The following is a 15,450-nucleotide window of genomic DNA, read 5'->3' on the forward strand; positions in this document are numbered from 1 at the left end:
GCTTGCACCGGCTCCCGTCAGGTCGGTTGGGTATCAGAAAGTACGGCGCAGTGTGGCAAGGACAGTGCGGTCCTTGCCGAGATAGCAATAGCCCTCGGTCGCAGTGGGGTTCCAGTTGCATGCGGTGTAAACGGTAGTGTTGAAGATGTTGCTGGCGTTGATGCCCAGCGACCACTTGTCATATGTCAACTCGAACATGGCATCGACAAGCGTATACGACGGCATCGTGAAGTTCTCGAAGCTGTCCGGCTTTTCGCCCGTGTAACGAATGCCGCCACCCACGCGTGCGCCGATCGCTTCGGTAAGGGCGAAGTTCTTGGTCGCCCAGACCGACGCGGCATGCTTGGGCAGGTTGGCAAGACGCAGGCCGTTGCTGCCATCTGCCTCAAGGTTGTGCGCATCAAGGTAAGTGTAGGCAGCAGTGATCTGCACATCGCCGGGCATGCGCAGGTTGCCTTCGATTTCGACACCGCGGGACTTCACTTCGCCCGACTGGATCGTGTTCTGGATGTCGTCCGGATCGGCCTGAAGGCCGTTCTTTTCCTTGATGTCGAACACCGATGCCGAAAGCATGGCTCCGCGAAACGGCTGGTACTTCACACCAGCTTCGTACTGGCGGCCGGTGCGCGGCACATAGACCTGCCCCTGCACGCTCTGCCCGAACACAGGCAAGAACGATTCCGCATAGTTCGCATAGACCGAGAACGTGTCGGTCACATCGCCGATAACACCGGCGCGGAACGTCCAAGCCGTGTTGTCGGGCAGCTTCACGCCGTCAGCCTTGGACGTCGCCCGGTCATGACGGCCACCCAGCACCACCGAAACACGGTCCCACAGGCGCATCTGGTCCTGGAAATAGAAGCCCAACTGCGTGTTCGTGTTGCGCGGCGAATAGAACGTCGAGGTTGGGATGGTCTGACCGTATGTCGGGTTGTAGATGTCGAACCCACCCAGATCGTAACCCCAGCCCTGATCGCTGCTCTGGTTGAACCAGGTGTAATCCACACCGAACAGGAACTGGTGTTCCACCGGCCCGGTGGTCAGCTTGAACGAAACGCGGTTGTCGGTTGACACACCCTTGCTGTCCTGAAGCATCACGTACCATGCGCGGTTGACCAGCGTGCGTGCCGCGTCGGCATAAGTCGCAAGGCCATAGACTTCAGCGTAGTCCACATCCGTCTTGAAGTAGCGGGTGTTGCTGTTGAACGTGATGTTGTCGCCGAAGTGCTGGGTCACCAGCAAGCTGGCCGCTTTGTAGTTGGTGTCCGTATGGTTGAAGCCCGGCTCGCCCAGGAACGTGTCGGCCGAAACCTTCTCAGCGTCGTTGTCGGCTCCGATGGTCTTGCTGATCGGCAGATAGGTCTGACTGCCAAGGCGGTCCTTCTGGTAAAGGCCAAGCACCGTGATTTCAGTATCCGGTCCCGGCTTGAAGGTAACAGAGGGCATCAGCACCAGGCGGTCGTTCTTCTGACCGGGCTGCTGAAGCTCGCCATCGCGCGCTACGCCCACGAAACGGGCCGAGATGCCGTCGGTGATCGGACCCGTGATATCGAGGTTGATCTGCCGGGTATCCTCGGTGCCGACAATCAGGTCGATCTCGCCGCCGAAAGTGTCCTGCGGGCGCTTGGACACGCCGTTGAACATGCCGCCGGCGCCACCGGCGCCGTAAAGGACCGAGGACGGGCCGCGCAGAACTTCGGCGCGCTCCAGCGTGAAGATTTCCATGCGCCCGCCGTATACGAAGCTGGGCATGCGGTTGATACCGTCAAGGTACTGGACGGTCGCAAAGCCGCGCGCGCTCATGAAGTCGCCGCGCGTATCGACGCCCTGCGTTTCTGTCTGCACGCCGGCGCTGTAGCGGAAGACCTCCTGGAAGTTCATTACCGCGCGGTCCTTGACCTCTTGGGCGGTAATGACGCTGACGGACTGCGGCATCTCCATGATGTCGGTGTCGACCTTGGTGCCGGTGGTGGCGCGCCCGGTGACAACGATCTCATCCTTGGCCGGATCGGCCTCTTCGGCATATGCGACTGCCGGCAGCAGCGCGAAAGTGCAGGAGGCGGCCAACAGTACGCCGTTCAGGCGTGTCTTGGCTGCGCGATTGCGCGTAGTTTTCCCGAAGCCCATGTCATTCCCCTTGAAATACCGTTCGACCTGAAACCGGGGCTGTTTTCGGCCTCCGGACGGTCCTCCTGCTTGCATGCCCATTGAACAACAGGCAGCGCTTCGCACCACGTCATAATCGGGGTAATCAGCTGGGTTCGATGGGTAAGGCGGCGGAAGGAGCTGGGGTCAGGGCGCTGTTTCAACCCCGGAATCGGCGATTCCTGCAGCCTCCGAAGCCGGAATGAGGCCCTGTTCGATGGCTACGCGCACGGCATCGCGGCGCTTGTCGACACCGATCTTTCGGAACACTGACTTCAGCCGGTACTTCACCGTATCCGGCGACATGCCGATAAGCCGCGCGATCTCCTTGTTGGAGTAGCCGCGGCTGAGATGGACAAGGATCTCCGTCTCCGGCCCGTTCAGCACGCCTTCCTCTTCCGGCACCGCCCGGCTGGTCAGCGCGCGATTGAGCGCACCGAGGAATTGCGCGCGATAGCGGTTGGTCTCCGAACCATCGGCCACCGCACTTTCGACGAAAGGCCGCATGAAACGCTCCCAATCGAGAAACGGCCGTTCCAGCGACTGGAACATCGACATGCCCACAGCTTCGTCGAAGGCCGATTTGCCTTCCTGCTCCTCGCCTGCCTGCGCCCGCAGGATCAGCACGTCGACGAGCAGGCGACCCGCACCGTGGCGGATCGCCCAACGCTGCAGCGCGGCGATATCCTCCTCCGCCCCGGCGACGTCTTCGGCGGCGAGGCGCAGAGCGGCACGGCAAGTCGCCGCAGCCGTAGCAACAGGCCGGTACAGCGGATTTTCCAGCACCATCTCACCCGCCAGCGCATCCAGCGACAGCGCTTCGGCACAGGCCGCCGTCTCCGCAATAGGCGCCGAATGGGCGATCAGCAGCTCCAGCCTGCACAGGCCAGCCAACTGGCTCAATTGGCGGAACCCCCGAGGAGCTGCGATGGCCTGCGCACGATCGAGGATCGCCAGACCATCGCTCAGCGATTGCCGCGCGGCGGCGCAGCGGGCGGCTGTCAGGTAGGCCGCCGCATAGACGTCTACCCAGGCATCCGACTGATCCATGTGCGGCAGCGCCCAGTCGAGCAGAGCCTGCGCTTCATCGATGCGGTTGCGCTCATACAGCAGCGCGGCGTCGAAGGCGGCGCAGTTCGCGGCCAGATCGGAACGGGGGCCGAAGTTGATGTCGATGACTTCGCGAATGCCGGAGATGATCGTCACCGCATCGTTGATCCGCCCCTGCGCATGGCGGATACGAGCCTCCAGAAAGTGCGTGAACACCTCGCTATAAAGCGATCCAAGCGCCTGATAGTGGCCACGGGCGTCACGCAACGGTTCCAGCGCGCGTTCCAGCCAGCCCCCTTCAAGGTACTTGGCCGCCAGCGTCTCGGTGAAATTGGCAAGGACCAGATGATCATCGGCAGGAAGCGCGCGAAGCAGTGCCTCGCGCTCCAGCAGATCGTCGAAGGTCACAGGCAGGTTCTCGTAATCGGACAGGGTATCGCCCACCACACGCAGTTCCGCGCGCAGTTCCGCAGGGGCATCCGCCGCGCCTGTCTCTGCCGCCAGCCGGTCATAGGCAGCGCGCGCGGGGCCGAGGTGGCCGTGCTTGATCTGGATATAGATCGCCGCCAGCATCAGCCTTGGACTGGCGTTCACTTGCGCTGGAGACAGGCGGCCCAGCGCGGCCTCCACCATCGCAAGATAGCCTTGCGGGATCAACCGCCAGCCGCCACCACTCTCTAGGATCGCCGCCACCAGATCGCCGTCATCCGCATTGAGCGCATGATCGATCGCAGCCGAAATCGCTCCCGAAGCGGCGAAATGCCGCGCCGCGTTGGCGTTCAGCTGGCGGAAGCGGGCAAGATCCTGTCGTTTCAGCCGATCGCGCAGGTACTCCGCGAACAGCTGATGGTAACGGTAGGCATCGCGCCCCTCCCCGGTCGGCGTCAGGAACATGCCTTGTTGTTCCAGCCGTTCAAGCACCAACCAGCCGTCGCCGCGTTCGCACAGCGCGTTGACCGCATCCCCGGTCAACCGGTCGAGCAAGGCCGTAGCCATGACCAGATCCTGCACTTCGACCGGAAGCGAGGTCAGCACCTGTTCCGAAAGGTAGCGCGCAAGGTCCGAACTGGACCCGCTGAACCGCTCCATCAGCCGGGTATGGTCGATCCCGCGCTTCAGCGACAGCGACGTTAGCTGCAACGCCAGTGGCCAGCCTTCCGAACGATCCACCAACGCCTTGCGGGCATCTTCCGGCAAGGCAGCGGACTGAGCGCGGTCAAGCAGCGCTTCCGCTTCGGAGCGGTTGAACCGCAAATCCTCGCTGGTCAGTTCGGTCAGTTGCTCTTCCGCAGCCAGCACCGACTGGCCCAGCCACGGGTAATCGCGCGATGCGATGACGAAGTGGCAATTACTTGGCGCAAGGCGGATCAGCGACTGGACGAAGGCGTTGACTTCCCCGCCCTCAACCCGGTGGAAATCGTCGAAGATCAGCACTACCGGCCGATCTTCCCGCGCGATGCGATTGATGATCGCGGATAGCGCAGCGCGCGGCGGCAGATCGGCGGCAGGCGCGTCTTCCAAAGCTTCGGCATCGTCCAACGCAAGCAGCAGGTAGCGTGAAAGGCGCTGGAGATCGGCATCCTCGCGCTCCAGCGTCAGCCAGCCGATCAAGATCTCCGCGTCCTCGCAACGGCGGCGCCACTGCGACAGCAGACTGGTCTTTCCATAGCCCGCCGGTGCATGGATCACCGTCATGCGGCGCGCAAGCGCTTCATCGAGCCGCTCCAGAAGCAAGTCCCGGCGAATCTGGCTACCCAGCCAGATCGGGGGCGCCACCTTGGTGCGAATCAGTTCATGCACGCGTCACAATCCTGTAGCGAACCCTCATTACAGCTTTCAGACGCGCTCTCCCTTTCGCCAAGCCTATGCGACCTGTCCGCTACGCTCAACCCCTGCGGACCGCTACCCCGACAGATCAGGCGTTTACCCGTTTACCCGGCCAGTGCACCCGTCTTGTTCGTTGCGGGCAAGCCATGGGCGCTCCTACTCCCTTTAAGGTACTCCGGGACAGGCCGGGGAATGAGTATCAACGGGCATGGAGAAGCGAGTGCGCATTGGCGTCGATGTCGGGGGCACTAACACCGACGCGGTCCTCATGGATCAGGGCAAAGTCCTGGCCTGGACCAAGCAACCCACCTCTGCCGATGTTGAAACCGGCGTCGCCGATGCGATCCGCTCGATTCTGTCGCAATCAGGCGTCAGCCCTGCGCGCATTGCATCCGTCACGATCGGAACCACCCACTTCGTCAACGCCCTTGTCGAGCGCCGCGAGCTTGACCGTGTAGGCGTGCTGCGGCTCGCCAGCCCTTCAGGGGAAGCGCTGCCACCGCTGACAGGCTGGCCGCGTGACCTTGTGGAATGCATTGACCGGCGCTGCTACCTGCTGCCCGGCGGCTACGAAGTCGATGGCCGCGAAATGGCCTCACTTGATGAGAACGCCCTGCGCGCCGCTGCCGTCGAACTGCGCGACGACGGCGTCACGGCGATCGCGATCACCTGTGCCTTCTCGCCTATCAATGCCGAAATGGAGCACCGCGCTGCCGCCATCGTGCGCGAATCCCACCCGGATGCCACCATTACCCTCTCTAGCGAGATCGGCCGCATCGGCTTCATCGAGCGAGAGAATTCGGCCATCCTCAACGCCGCGCTGACTACCCTGGCACGCCGCGTAGTGCGCTCCTTCGCCCGCGCCTGCGCCGCGATCGGAGTAAGCGCGCCGCTTTACATCTCGCAGAACGACGGCACGCTAGCCTCAGCCACCCAAGCGGAAGCCTACCCGGTCATGACCATGGGTTCCGGCCCGACCAATTCAATGCGCGGCGCCGCCTTCCTCAGCGGACTTGGCGATGCCATCGTCATGGACGTTGGCGGCACGACCACCGATATCGGCGCGCTGTCATCCGGCTATCCGCGCGAATCCGCCATTTCGGCCGATATTGGCGGCGTCAGGACTAACTTCCGCATGCCGGACGTGCTTGCCATCGGACTGGGCGGCGGCACCCGTGTCCACCTTGATCCTGCGCTATACGGCGCCACGGAACTGGACGAAGCGGCCTTTCGCATTGGGCCGGATTCGCTCGGCTACCGGCTGGCGCAGGAAGGCATGCTGTTCGGCGGCAATACGCTGACGACCAGCGATCTGGCCCGCCTTGCCGGCATCGTGTCGTTCGGATCCGCCGATGGCCTTCCCGTTCTTTCATCCACAGTGCTCGCGGCGTTGCAGGCGCGAATGCGCACGATGCTGGAAGACGGCGTGGACCGCATGAAGACCGCGCGCGGCGCCGTGCCGGTGCTGGCTGTCGGCGGCGGCAACTTCCTGATCCCCGACGACCTGCGCGGTGTATCGCAAGTGATCCGCCCCCCGCACGCCGAAGTTGCAAACGCGGTCGGGGCTGCCATCGCACAGGCCGGGGCGCAAGTGGAGCGCGTCATCAGCTACGAGGCGATGGACCGCGAAGCCGCGATCGAACACGTCGCCCAGCTTGCCCGCGAACAGGTTCTGACCAATGGTGGCGACCCTGCCACGCTTGCCACCGTGGACATAGAGGAGACCCCGCTCAGCTATCTTCCCGGCCGCGCCGTGCAGGTGCGTGTCCGCGTCGTAGCGGACCTTCTTCCGCCCCCCTCCATCGGAGCTTCCCATGCTGCTTGACCGCCAGGCCATCGGCGACCTCGCCCTCGGCGCCGCCTTCCTCGGCTCGGGCGGCGGCGGCGACCCTTACTACGCCACACTGCTTGCCGAAGCCGAGCTGGAACGGCGCGGACCGTTCGAGGTCATCGGCCTCGACGCTCTGGCCGATGACGCGCTTGTCGTGCCGTGCGGGTGGATCGGCGCGCCGACCGTCTCGGTGGAAAAGCTGCCCAACGGTCGTGAAGCTATCGACGGTCTGCGCCGGCTGGAAGAGATCATGGGCCGTCGGATCGACGCGGTGATCCCGATCGAAATCGGTGGCAGTAACGGCCTTGCGCCGCTTTTCGCCGCCGCGCGCCTTGGAATACCGGTGCTGGACTGCGACGGCATGGGCCGTGCCTTTCCCGAATCGCAGATGGCGATCTTCAATATCCGTGGTTTGTCCGCCTGCCCCTCCATCCTCACCGATGCGAGCGGTTCGCTCAGCCTGATCGAAACGGACGACAATCTCGCCCATGAACGGCTTGCCCGTGCGCTATCGGTGGCAGTGGGCGGCATCGCGCACCTTGTAGAATATCCGCTGACCGGGCGCGAAGCGAAAGACCACGCGATCCACGGCACCATCACCGCCGCTCGTGACGTAGGCGCCGCGATCCGCACGGCCCGCGGGCGCAGCGAAGATCCTTTCGCGGCGATGTTTGCCGCGCTGGAGGCAACGGGCCTTTACCCCCACGCCGGGGTGCTATTCGACGGCAAGATCACGGACATCGAGCGGGAAACGAAAGACGGCTTCTCCGTCGGACGCGTCGTGTTCGAAAGCTTCGACGGCGCCAGCCGCATGGAGCTGGACTTCCAGAACGAGAACCTGATGGCCCGCCGCGACGGCGCGGTCGTGGCCATGGTGCCCGATATTCTGACCGTGATGGACCGCGAGACCGCCGACAGCATCACCACCGAACGACTCAAGTACGGCCAGCGCGCGAAAGTGGTCGGCGCGGCCGCTCCCGCCATCCTGCGTGAAGAGCGCGCCTTGGAATTCGTCGGACCGCGCGCCTTCGGCTATGCGCAGGATTATATTCCCATCGAGGAGATCGGCGCTTGGCTGAAGCCGTAAGTCATCACGAATCCGGCGATCAGTACGCCAACGCGCCGCTGCCGCAGGCGCTGACCGTCGGCGGCTGGCGCGTGGCGCTGATCATCGCCAGCTTCTCCATATCGCTGCCGACGTTCCTCAACGGTGCGCAGACAGCTCTGGCGCTGGGCTTCTGGCCTGCGGTCGCTGCGGCGTTCCTGGCGGGTACTTTCCTGTGCCTTGGCGGATGCCTGACTTCGCTGGTCGCGGTCCGCTCGCGGCTCAATACCTATCTGCTGATCCGGCGCTCGTTCGGTTTGAAGGGCGCAGGACTGGTCAACATCATCATTGCCATCGTCCACTTCTGCTGGTTCGGCGTGAACGTGTCTTTCCTCGGTGATGCGGTTGCAGCGGCAGGCGAGGGTTTCGGCTTCTCGCCCGATTTCGCGACCATCGTGGTTGCAGGCGCAGCACTGATGGCGCTGACCACCCTGATCGGCTTCCGCGCGCTGGACCGGCTGGCGATGATCGGCGTGCCGCTGCTTGCGGCGATGATTCTGGCCGTCTGCATCGCGGCGGCGCGACGCCATGGACTGGTGCTCAGCCCACCCGTCACCAGCCCCTATCATATGACGTTCGGCATCGCCCTGTCAGCCCTGATCGGCGCCGACATGCTGACCATCACCACTCTGCCCGACCTTTCGCGCTACACCCGCACGCGCAAGGGCGCGGTTCTCAGCATGGCGCTGTCCTATCCCTTCACCGCACCGCTCCTGATGGCGGGCGCAGCAATCGCCGCCCTGGCGACTGGGCAGACCGACATCATGCGCATGATCACCGGCTTCGGGTTCGGCGCCTGGGCGCTGGCGTTGCTGGTCATGCCGACCTGGACGCTCAATTCGCTCAACCTCTATTCGGCAAGCCTCTCGCTGGCGGCGACATTCCCGCGCATCCCCCGCTGGGCGTTCATCCTTGTCGGCACGGTGGTTGGCACCGGCCTTGCACTGATGGGCATCATCGAAGGGTTTATCCCCTTCCTTGTAGTGCTGGGCGTTACGATCCCCCCGTTCGCCGCAATCTACGTCATCGATGGCTGGACCCGCTTCCGCGACATGGACGCGGCGCGCTCCATCGAAGACCTCTCCGGCATTCACTGGCCCGCGATCTGCACCTGGGCCGTGACGAGCGGCCTTGCGGCGATCGCGCTGCACTATGACTTTTCTGTCACGACAGTGCCCGCCCTTGACGCCGTCATCCTCGCCAGCGGGCTTTACTTTGCCTTGATGCAAGTCGCGGCGCGGCGACGTTCGCTTCTTCCCGCCTGATCGGAGATTTGCCCATGCTCCCCGCTCTGTTGTCGGCCGCCGCATCACTTCTTGCCCTGACGCCTGCAACAGCTACCGGCGCGGACGCCGCCCCGGAAGCATCGGGTTACACCCTTCCGGGCACGCAGGTTTTCGAGATGCGTAACAGCCAGGGCGAGCCCTATCGCATCTTCGTCTCCGCTCCCGAAGGGCCTGCTCCGGCGAACGGCTTTCCAGTGCTGTATGTGCTGGACGGTAACGCCATGTTCGCAAGCTTCGCAGAGGCGCGGCGAGTGCAGGAACGCATCGGCGCTGAACCATCCAGTGATCCGGGTCCGGGCGGGACGATCGTTGTAGGCATAGGGTATCCCACCGACCGCGCATACGAGGGTGCACGCCGCCTCTACGACTTCACGCCGCCCAACCTGCCCCAGCTTCCCCCCGTCCAACAATCGCTGGCCAAGTTCAAGACGGGCGGGCGCGACGCATTCCTTGCCTTCCTGCTGCGCAGTATCCGGCCGGAGATCGCGCGCCGCTACAAGGTCGATGCCAACCGTCAGGCGCTCTACGGGCATTCGCTGGCAGGCTATTTCGCTTTGCACACGCTCTATTCCCACCCGGACGCGTTCGATGCCGTGATAGCGGCAAGCCCGTCTCAGTGGTGGAACGATCAGGAAATTCTCACCCAGGAACGCACCTTCGCATTACGCCTGACACAAGGCCGCGCTCCGCAGCGCATGGCCCGGATACTGTTGCTTGCGGGTGATCGCGAAGAACGGACCGAAATCGTCCATGACGCAGAGGCATTGGCCGACCGGCTCAAGCCCTTGTCGACTTACGGCCTGCGCAGCCGGGCGGAAATCTTCAAGGGCGAAACCCACATCACCGTCCCCAGCCGATCAGTCACCACAGCGCTGCGCTGGGCCGCCGGATCGCCCTGAGCCGGCCAGCCCTTCACCTGTCACACGCCAAAGACGGCGCGATTAAACCGCGCCATGACAGTATCGACGCAGGACCCCTCGCCTGACCGAACTCGACAGCCTTGATCGTCGACTGATCTCGCTTCTTCGGGAAGACGGACGGGCATCCGTGTCAAAGCTGGCGCAGACACTGGGAGTATCGCGCGCGACGGTGCAATCACGGCTCGACCGGCTGGTTAAGTCCGGCACGATCCTGGGCTTCACCCTACGCACGCACGGGAATACGGAAAAACGCATTCGCGCCATCGCGCTTATAGAAGTCGAGGGGCACTCGACGGCAGCGGTGATCCGCTCGATGCGTGGCATTCCCGAAACCCGCTCGCTCCACACCACCAACGGCGCCTGGGATCTCATCGCCGAAATCGAGGCCGGCGACCTGCCCGAATTTGACCGGATATTGCGCGAACTGCGCTCGATCGAAGGTGTGTTGAACAGCGAAACCAGCATCCTGCTGCAATCCCTGTGCTGACACCGATCTGGGGCGGCCGCGCAGGAAGACGCCTTGACGCGCATGGCCTGCGCCGCAATCACGCCCCGATGACGCCCACCGCTGAGCAACAGGCAATCCTGGACCGGTCCCCATCCGGCACGATCAAGGTCGTCGCCGGTGCCGGATGCGGCAAAACCTCCACGCTGGTCCAGTATAGTCGTCGCTGGCCGGCAACCGCGCTTTATCTGGCCTTCAACCGGGCAATTGCCGACGAAGCGGGGCGCAGGTTCCCACCCATCATCGAAACGCGCACGGCGCACAGCTTCGCCCATCGCGCGCTCAAGGTCGGACAGCGCAACGCAGAACTGATCCCGCGCTATCGCCATGAACACCTGCGCGCATTCGATCGGATGATCCATCCGGTGCCGGGAATGAGTGACTGGCAAGTGCGTGCTGCAATCCTGCGCACGATCGACAGCTTCCTGATCGACGCCGGCTCCAAGATCCGGCCCGATCATTGCGACCTTGTGGTCAAATCACAACGCATCGCGGTGCGCGAAATGACGCGTGACATCGTCAAAAGCCTGCTCAAATTCGAACGCCACGACCTTCCGATCACGCACGACACGTATCTGAAATCCTTCGAACTGTGGCATCGGATCGAGGGGCAGTTCGCCTACATGCTGCTTGACGAGGCACAGGACCTCAATCCGGTGTTGATCTCCATCGCCCGCAAGGCAGGCTTGCCGACAATCCTGGTCGGCGATCCTTATCAGTCCATCTACCGCTTTCGCGGAGCCGTGGACGCGATGCAGCAATTCGATGCGCCCGAACTGCCATTGACGCTGAGCTGGCGGTTCGGACCGGAAATCGCGCAACTCGCCAACCGGATCCTGCGGCACAGTTCCAAGCCGCCGCGCCACCGCCTGCACGGTAACCCCCGGCAGGAAACCGAAATCGTGCGCTATGGCGGCAGACTGCAACCGCGTCCGGGGACTGCGATCCTCGCCCGCACCAATGCCCGCCTTTTCGAGAGTCTGGCAGCTATCGACAAGCCATTTCACCTGATCGGCGGTATCTCGGACCTTCATCGCCAGTTGTCTTCGGCCCTGGCGCTACGCCAGCGTCGCCACCACCACATCACCGATCCCGGCGTCGCCCGTTTCACGTCCTGGGCATTGTTCGAACACGCTGCCGGACGTGGCGACGGCGAAGCCCGGCGGCTGCTCGACATCGTGGAGCGCCACGGCGAACGGCTGCCCGATATCCTCACCAGGCTTGGCCATCTTCACCGCGAGCGCGAGGCAGATGCAGGGCTGATCATCTCTACCGCACACAAGGCGAAGGGGCGGGAATTCGACACCGTCGTCGTTCTCGACGATTTCGATGACCCGGCAGACCTCGTCGCGCGGCGGCAGAAGGACGCGAAGTGGACGACCGAAGCCGACCAGCAGGTCAACCTGCTCTACGTCGCCTGCACGCGTGCAACCAACCGGCTTTATCTGGCGCCCAAGTTGTTCGACGCCCTCTGCTGATGATCCGCGCACAGCAAGGCCGCAGTGTCACTGCGGCACAACGGTCAAAGGAAGTCGCACCTCAACCTTCAGTCCACCGCCCGTCGACTCATCCAGCCGGATAGTGCCGTGATGAAGCCGGACGACCTCCTGCGCGATACTCAGGCCAAGTCCGCTGCCCGTTCCCGATGGCTGCGCGCCCCGGTCGAAACGGTTCAGTACCCGCTCCCGGTCGGCCGCGCCCAACCCCGGTCCATTGTCCTGCACGATCAGTTGCACGCCTTGGCCTGTTTTGCCCACGGTCACGAAGATGCGGCCGCCCGCAGGCGTGTAATTCACCGCATTGTCGACAAGATTGGCCATCAACTGCTCGATCGCGTGCTGGTCTCCGTGGAACGGAACACCATCCGGCGGCGCATCGAACCCGATCTCGATCCCCTTCTTCAATGCCGCCGGGATAGACCATGCCACTACGTCCGCAACTACCGCGTCGATGGCGAAGTCCGCGCGATGAGCGAATCCGTCCGCACCCGCCTCGATGCGGCTGAGCGTCAGCAGTTGCCCGGTCAGCCTGACCAGCCTGCTGCTGGCGGCGTCGACTTTCTCCAGCATCGCGCGCATATCTTCATAGCTTCCCGCACGCAGGGCAAGTTCGACTTGCGTGCGGATGTTCGTCAACGGCGTGCGTAACTGGTGCGAGGCATCGGCAATGAAGCGTCGTTGCGCGGACAGCAGCGCAGCCAGCCGCGCAATGAGGCCGTTCATGACGCTGACCTGCTGGTGCAGTTCCATAGGCAGGGCATGATCGTCGATCCGGCGCAGATCGCTGGGATCAAGACGCGCGATCGCATCGCGAACCCGCGCCAGCGGCGCGATGCCCCGGCCGACGCCAATCCAGATCAGCACGATGATCCCCGCCATGAACAATGATTGCGGCGCAACCATGTAGGCCATGACCTCACGCGAGAGCATGTTGCGCTTCTGCCGGGTCTCGGCAACGCGCACCAGCATGAAGCGCCCGCCTGCACCGCTCACCCGCGTCTGGACGGCGCGCAAGTGCTGCCCGTCCCGCGTCAGGTCGTAGAAGACATTACCGTGGGAATTGGTTTGGCTCGTGACGGGCGCCGGCACTTCGCCGTTACCGACATGCCGCACTCCTTGATCGTCCACCATCTGATAGAGAATGCGATCAACCCGATCGAATTCCAGCATCTGCCGAGCGGCAGGCGGCAGGTCAACGGAGAAACCGCTGTCGCTGGCCACCACCTGCCGCGCGATCGTCTCCACTGAATCTTCCAGCGAACGGTCATAGGCCACGTTCACGAAGTGGACGACGATCGCATAGGCCGCCCACAGCCAGATCGCGGCCAGCGCCAGTGTCGTGGGCAGCAGCCATGCCAGCAACCGCCTGCGCATGCTGAGCCGCCTAGCCATCGCCGTGATGCTCCATCAGATAGCCAAGGCCGTGGATCGTGCGAATACTCACCGCATGAGGCGCCAGCTTGCGGCGCAGGCGGCTGACGTAGACCTCCACGCTGTTGGTGGCCACTTCGCGATCCCAGTTGCTCATCTGCTGGGCCAGACGCGCCTTTTGCAGCACTTCACCGACCCGGCTGATCAGCGCTTCAAGCACATCGGTTTCGCGCAAGGACAAGTCCAGCAGGCGCCCGTCGATGAAAGCCTGGCGCGTTTCGGGATCGAATTCGAGCGGCCCGTTGGCAAGGCGAACCACCGTGCCGGACAGCCGCCGCCGGATCGCCTCCACCCGCGCTTCCAGTTCTCCAAGTGCGAAGGGTTTGACCAGATAATCGTCCGCCCCGGCGCGCAAACCCGCGATGCGGTCATCGATGGCATCGCGCGCGGTCAGGATCAGGATCGGTGTCGCATCCCGCCGCCCCCGCACGCGCCGCAGCAGGTCCAGCCCGTCGATATCCGGCAAACCAAGGTCCAGCACCACCAGATCATATCCGCCTCCACGCAATGCAGCATCGGCCTCTTCCCCCGATGCCAGTGCATCGGTGCGATGCCCGGCGAGTTCCAGCGCACGCGCGATCGTTTCGCGCAAGTCCGCGTCATCCTCGACCAGCAGCAACCGCATTCACAACCTCGCGCCAATATCCAGGCTCATGCCAATTTCCGGGACCAGTCAGGACTTTGTCAGCCCTTGGCCATAGTCGGCGGCCGCAGGGCCGTCTTCACCCGAAGACGAAGAGCCGGGGAACCTTACGCATGGCATTGCGCTCGACGCCGACGCTGCGTCTTCTATTCACGCTGCTCGTATCGGCAAGTCTTTCCGCCTGTTCCGGACAGCCGGACGTCGAGAAGACCGACGCACCGCTCAGCCTTGGCGAGATGATCCGCCAGGGCTTCGTAAAGACCGAGCGCGTGGGCGAGGGCAACAGCGGCTTCGGCCTGCCGGTGCCCGGACGCGTGGCGTTCGAGGCGCAGGGGCTGGCTGCCATCGACACCCCCGTTCCGGCCCGCATCGTATCGATAGAAGCGCGTCCGGGCGAAGTCATCCAGCGCGGCACTCCGCTGGTCACGCTGGTTGGTGCGGATGTCGCGTCGGTGCGCTCGGACGTGGCGCAATCGCGCGCGCGTCTGGCGGCGGCAGAGGACATGTTGCGCCGCCAGACCGAGATGGTAAGCCGCGGCGTCGGCACCGAAGTGGAGCGTTTCGGGGCGGAAACCGCCGCACGCGAAGCGCGCGCGGAATATGCGCGGGCATCGCGCGCATCCTCGCTTATCGGCGGCGGCAAGGGCGGAACTTTCACGCTGCGTGCGCCAGTCGGCGGCACTGTGCTAAGCCTCAAGGCAAGTGTGGGATCGATGGCCGATGTCGGCGGCGATCCGATCATGGAAATCGGCGATCCGGCCCGGCTATGGGTGGTTGCCGACGCGACGGAGAGCGATCTCATAGGCCTGCGCGCCGGAATGGAAGCGCAAGTCGTACTGGCCGGAGAAACCATTCCCGCCCGCATCGACGGCATCGGCTCGCTGGTCGACAGCGAACAGCGCCGTGTGCCGGTTTATCTGCGCCTGTCAAGGAAGCCCGCCGGATTGACTGCAGGAATGCTGGCCGACGTCCGCCTTCCCGCCACCCGCGCGATCACCGTGCCGACTGACGCCGTTCTCGTCAGGGAGGGCGGCCAGCGCGTCGTCTACGTGCAGGCCGACAAAGGCAAGACCGTGGCACGGCCCGTGACCATCGGCGCATCGCGCGGAGGGCGGATCGTCATCTCCTCCGGCCTGAAGGCGGGCGAAACCATCATTTCCCACGGCGCCCTGCTGCTCGACAGCAGCGCCAGCCAGCAGCTCTGAGCT

At 64.0% G+C, this 15,450-nt stretch carries 11 protein-coding genes; 7 read left to right on the forward strand and 4 right to left on the reverse strand.

What is annotated here, in order from left to right:
* Positions 1-33: 33 nt before the first annotated feature.
* Positions 34-2,127 (reverse strand): TonB-dependent siderophore receptor, encoded by a 2,094-nt coding sequence (locus tag A8V01_RS01405; RefSeq protein WP_170065797.1) that lies wholly within the window; start codon positions 2,125-2,127, stop codon positions 34-36.
* Positions 2,128-2,292: 165 nt separating this feature from the next.
* A complete protein-coding gene (locus tag A8V01_RS01410; RefSeq protein ID WP_103094147.1) occupies positions 2,293-4,995 on the reverse strand; it encodes a helix-turn-helix transcriptional regulator in 2,703 nt (900 codons plus the stop codon).
* Between the two features lie 235 nt (positions 4,996-5,230).
* On the opposite strand from A8V01_RS01410, the gene A8V01_RS01415 reads away from it, so the two are divergent.
* The 6 genes from A8V01_RS01415 to A8V01_RS01440 all read left to right on the forward strand — a co-directional run bounded on the left by A8V01_RS01415 (position 5,231) and on the right by A8V01_RS01440 (position 12,147).
* On the forward strand, positions 5,231-6,847 hold the full coding sequence (locus A8V01_RS01415; RefSeq protein ID WP_245892230.1) for a hydantoinase/oxoprolinase N-terminal domain-containing protein: 1,617 nt from the start codon (positions 5,231-5,233) through the stop codon (positions 6,845-6,847).
* The gene (locus A8V01_RS01420) at positions 6,837-7,940 is read left to right on the forward strand and encodes an S-methyl thiohydantoin desulfurase family protein (protein ID WP_103094206.1); all 1,104 of its coding nucleotides are present in this window, start codon (positions 6,837-6,839) and stop codon (positions 7,938-7,940) included. The genes A8V01_RS01415 and A8V01_RS01420 overlap by 11 nt, the downstream gene beginning before the upstream one ends.
* Positions 7,925-9,223 (forward strand): purine-cytosine permease family protein, encoded by a 1,299-nt coding sequence (locus A8V01_RS01425; RefSeq protein ID WP_103094148.1) that lies wholly within the window; start codon positions 7,925-7,927, stop codon positions 9,221-9,223. Before A8V01_RS01420 ends, A8V01_RS01425 begins: the two co-directional genes overlap by 16 nt.
* Positions 9,224-9,237: 14 nt before the next feature.
* On the forward strand, positions 9,238-10,143 hold the full coding sequence (locus A8V01_RS01430) for an alpha/beta hydrolase (RefSeq protein WP_103094149.1): 906 nt from the start codon (positions 9,238-9,240) through the stop codon (positions 10,141-10,143).
* Positions 10,144-10,225: 82 nt separating this feature from the next.
* Positions 10,226-10,651, forward strand: coding sequence for an Lrp/AsnC family transcriptional regulator (locus tag A8V01_RS01435; protein ID WP_103094150.1), 426 nt, complete (start codon positions 10,226-10,228; stop codon positions 10,649-10,651).
* Positions 10,645-12,147 (forward strand): UvrD-helicase domain-containing protein, encoded by a 1,503-nt coding sequence (locus A8V01_RS01440; RefSeq protein ID WP_103094151.1) that lies wholly within the window; start codon positions 10,645-10,647, stop codon positions 12,145-12,147. The genes A8V01_RS01435 and A8V01_RS01440 overlap by 7 nt, the downstream gene beginning before the upstream one ends.
* A 27-nt stretch (positions 12,148-12,174) precedes the next feature.
* Here A8V01_RS01440 and A8V01_RS01445 read toward each other — a convergent pair whose 3' ends face one another.
* Both A8V01_RS01445 and A8V01_RS01450 read right to left on the reverse strand, forming a co-directional pair.
* On the reverse strand, positions 12,175-13,542 hold the full coding sequence (locus A8V01_RS01445; RefSeq protein WP_170065798.1) for a sensor histidine kinase: 1,368 nt from the start codon (positions 13,540-13,542) through the stop codon (positions 12,175-12,177).
* A gap of 10 nt (positions 13,543-13,552) precedes the next feature.
* The gene (locus tag A8V01_RS01450) at positions 13,553-14,224 is read right to left on the reverse strand and encodes a response regulator transcription factor (RefSeq protein ID WP_103094153.1); all 672 of its coding nucleotides are present in this window, start codon (positions 14,222-14,224) and stop codon (positions 13,553-13,555) included.
* A gap of 131 nt (positions 14,225-14,355) precedes the next feature.
* Between A8V01_RS01450 and A8V01_RS01455 the strand changes: the two genes are divergently transcribed.
* The gene (locus A8V01_RS01455) at positions 14,356-15,447 is read left to right on the forward strand and encodes an efflux RND transporter periplasmic adaptor subunit (protein WP_170065799.1); all 1,092 of its coding nucleotides are present in this window, start codon (positions 14,356-14,358) and stop codon (positions 15,445-15,447) included.
* Positions 15,448-15,450: the final 3 nt, after the last annotated feature.

The sequence above is a fragment of the Novosphingobium guangzhouense genome (genome assembly GCF_002896965.1).
Taxonomy (GTDB): domain Bacteria; phylum Pseudomonadota; class Alphaproteobacteria; order Sphingomonadales; family Sphingomonadaceae; genus Novosphingobium; species Novosphingobium guangzhouense.

Coding starts and splice junctions, on each gene's coding strand:
- A8V01_RS01405 (WP_170065797.1), bottom strand. CDS start 2,127: ATGGGCTTCGGGAAAACTACGCGCAATCGCGCAGCCAAGACACGCCTG.
- A8V01_RS01415 (WP_245892230.1), top strand. CDS start 5,231: ATGGAGAAGCGAGTGCGCATTGGCGTCGATGTCGGGGGCACTAACACC.
- A8V01_RS01420 (WP_103094206.1), top strand. CDS start 6,837: ATGCTGCTTGACCGCCAGGCCATCGGCGACCTCGCCCTCGGCGCCGCC.
- A8V01_RS01430 (WP_103094149.1), top strand. CDS start 9,238: ATGCTCCCCGCTCTGTTGTCGGCCGCCGCATCACTTCTTGCCCTGACG.
- A8V01_RS01445 (WP_170065798.1), bottom strand. CDS start 13,542: ATGCGCAGGCGGTTGCTGGCATGGCTGCTGCCCACGACACTGGCGCTG.
- A8V01_RS01450 (WP_103094153.1), bottom strand. CDS start 14,224: ATGCGGTTGCTGCTGGTCGAGGATGACGCGGACTTGCGCGAAACGATC.
- A8V01_RS01455 (WP_170065799.1), top strand. CDS start 14,356: ATGGCATTGCGCTCGACGCCGACGCTGCGTCTTCTATTCACGCTGCTC.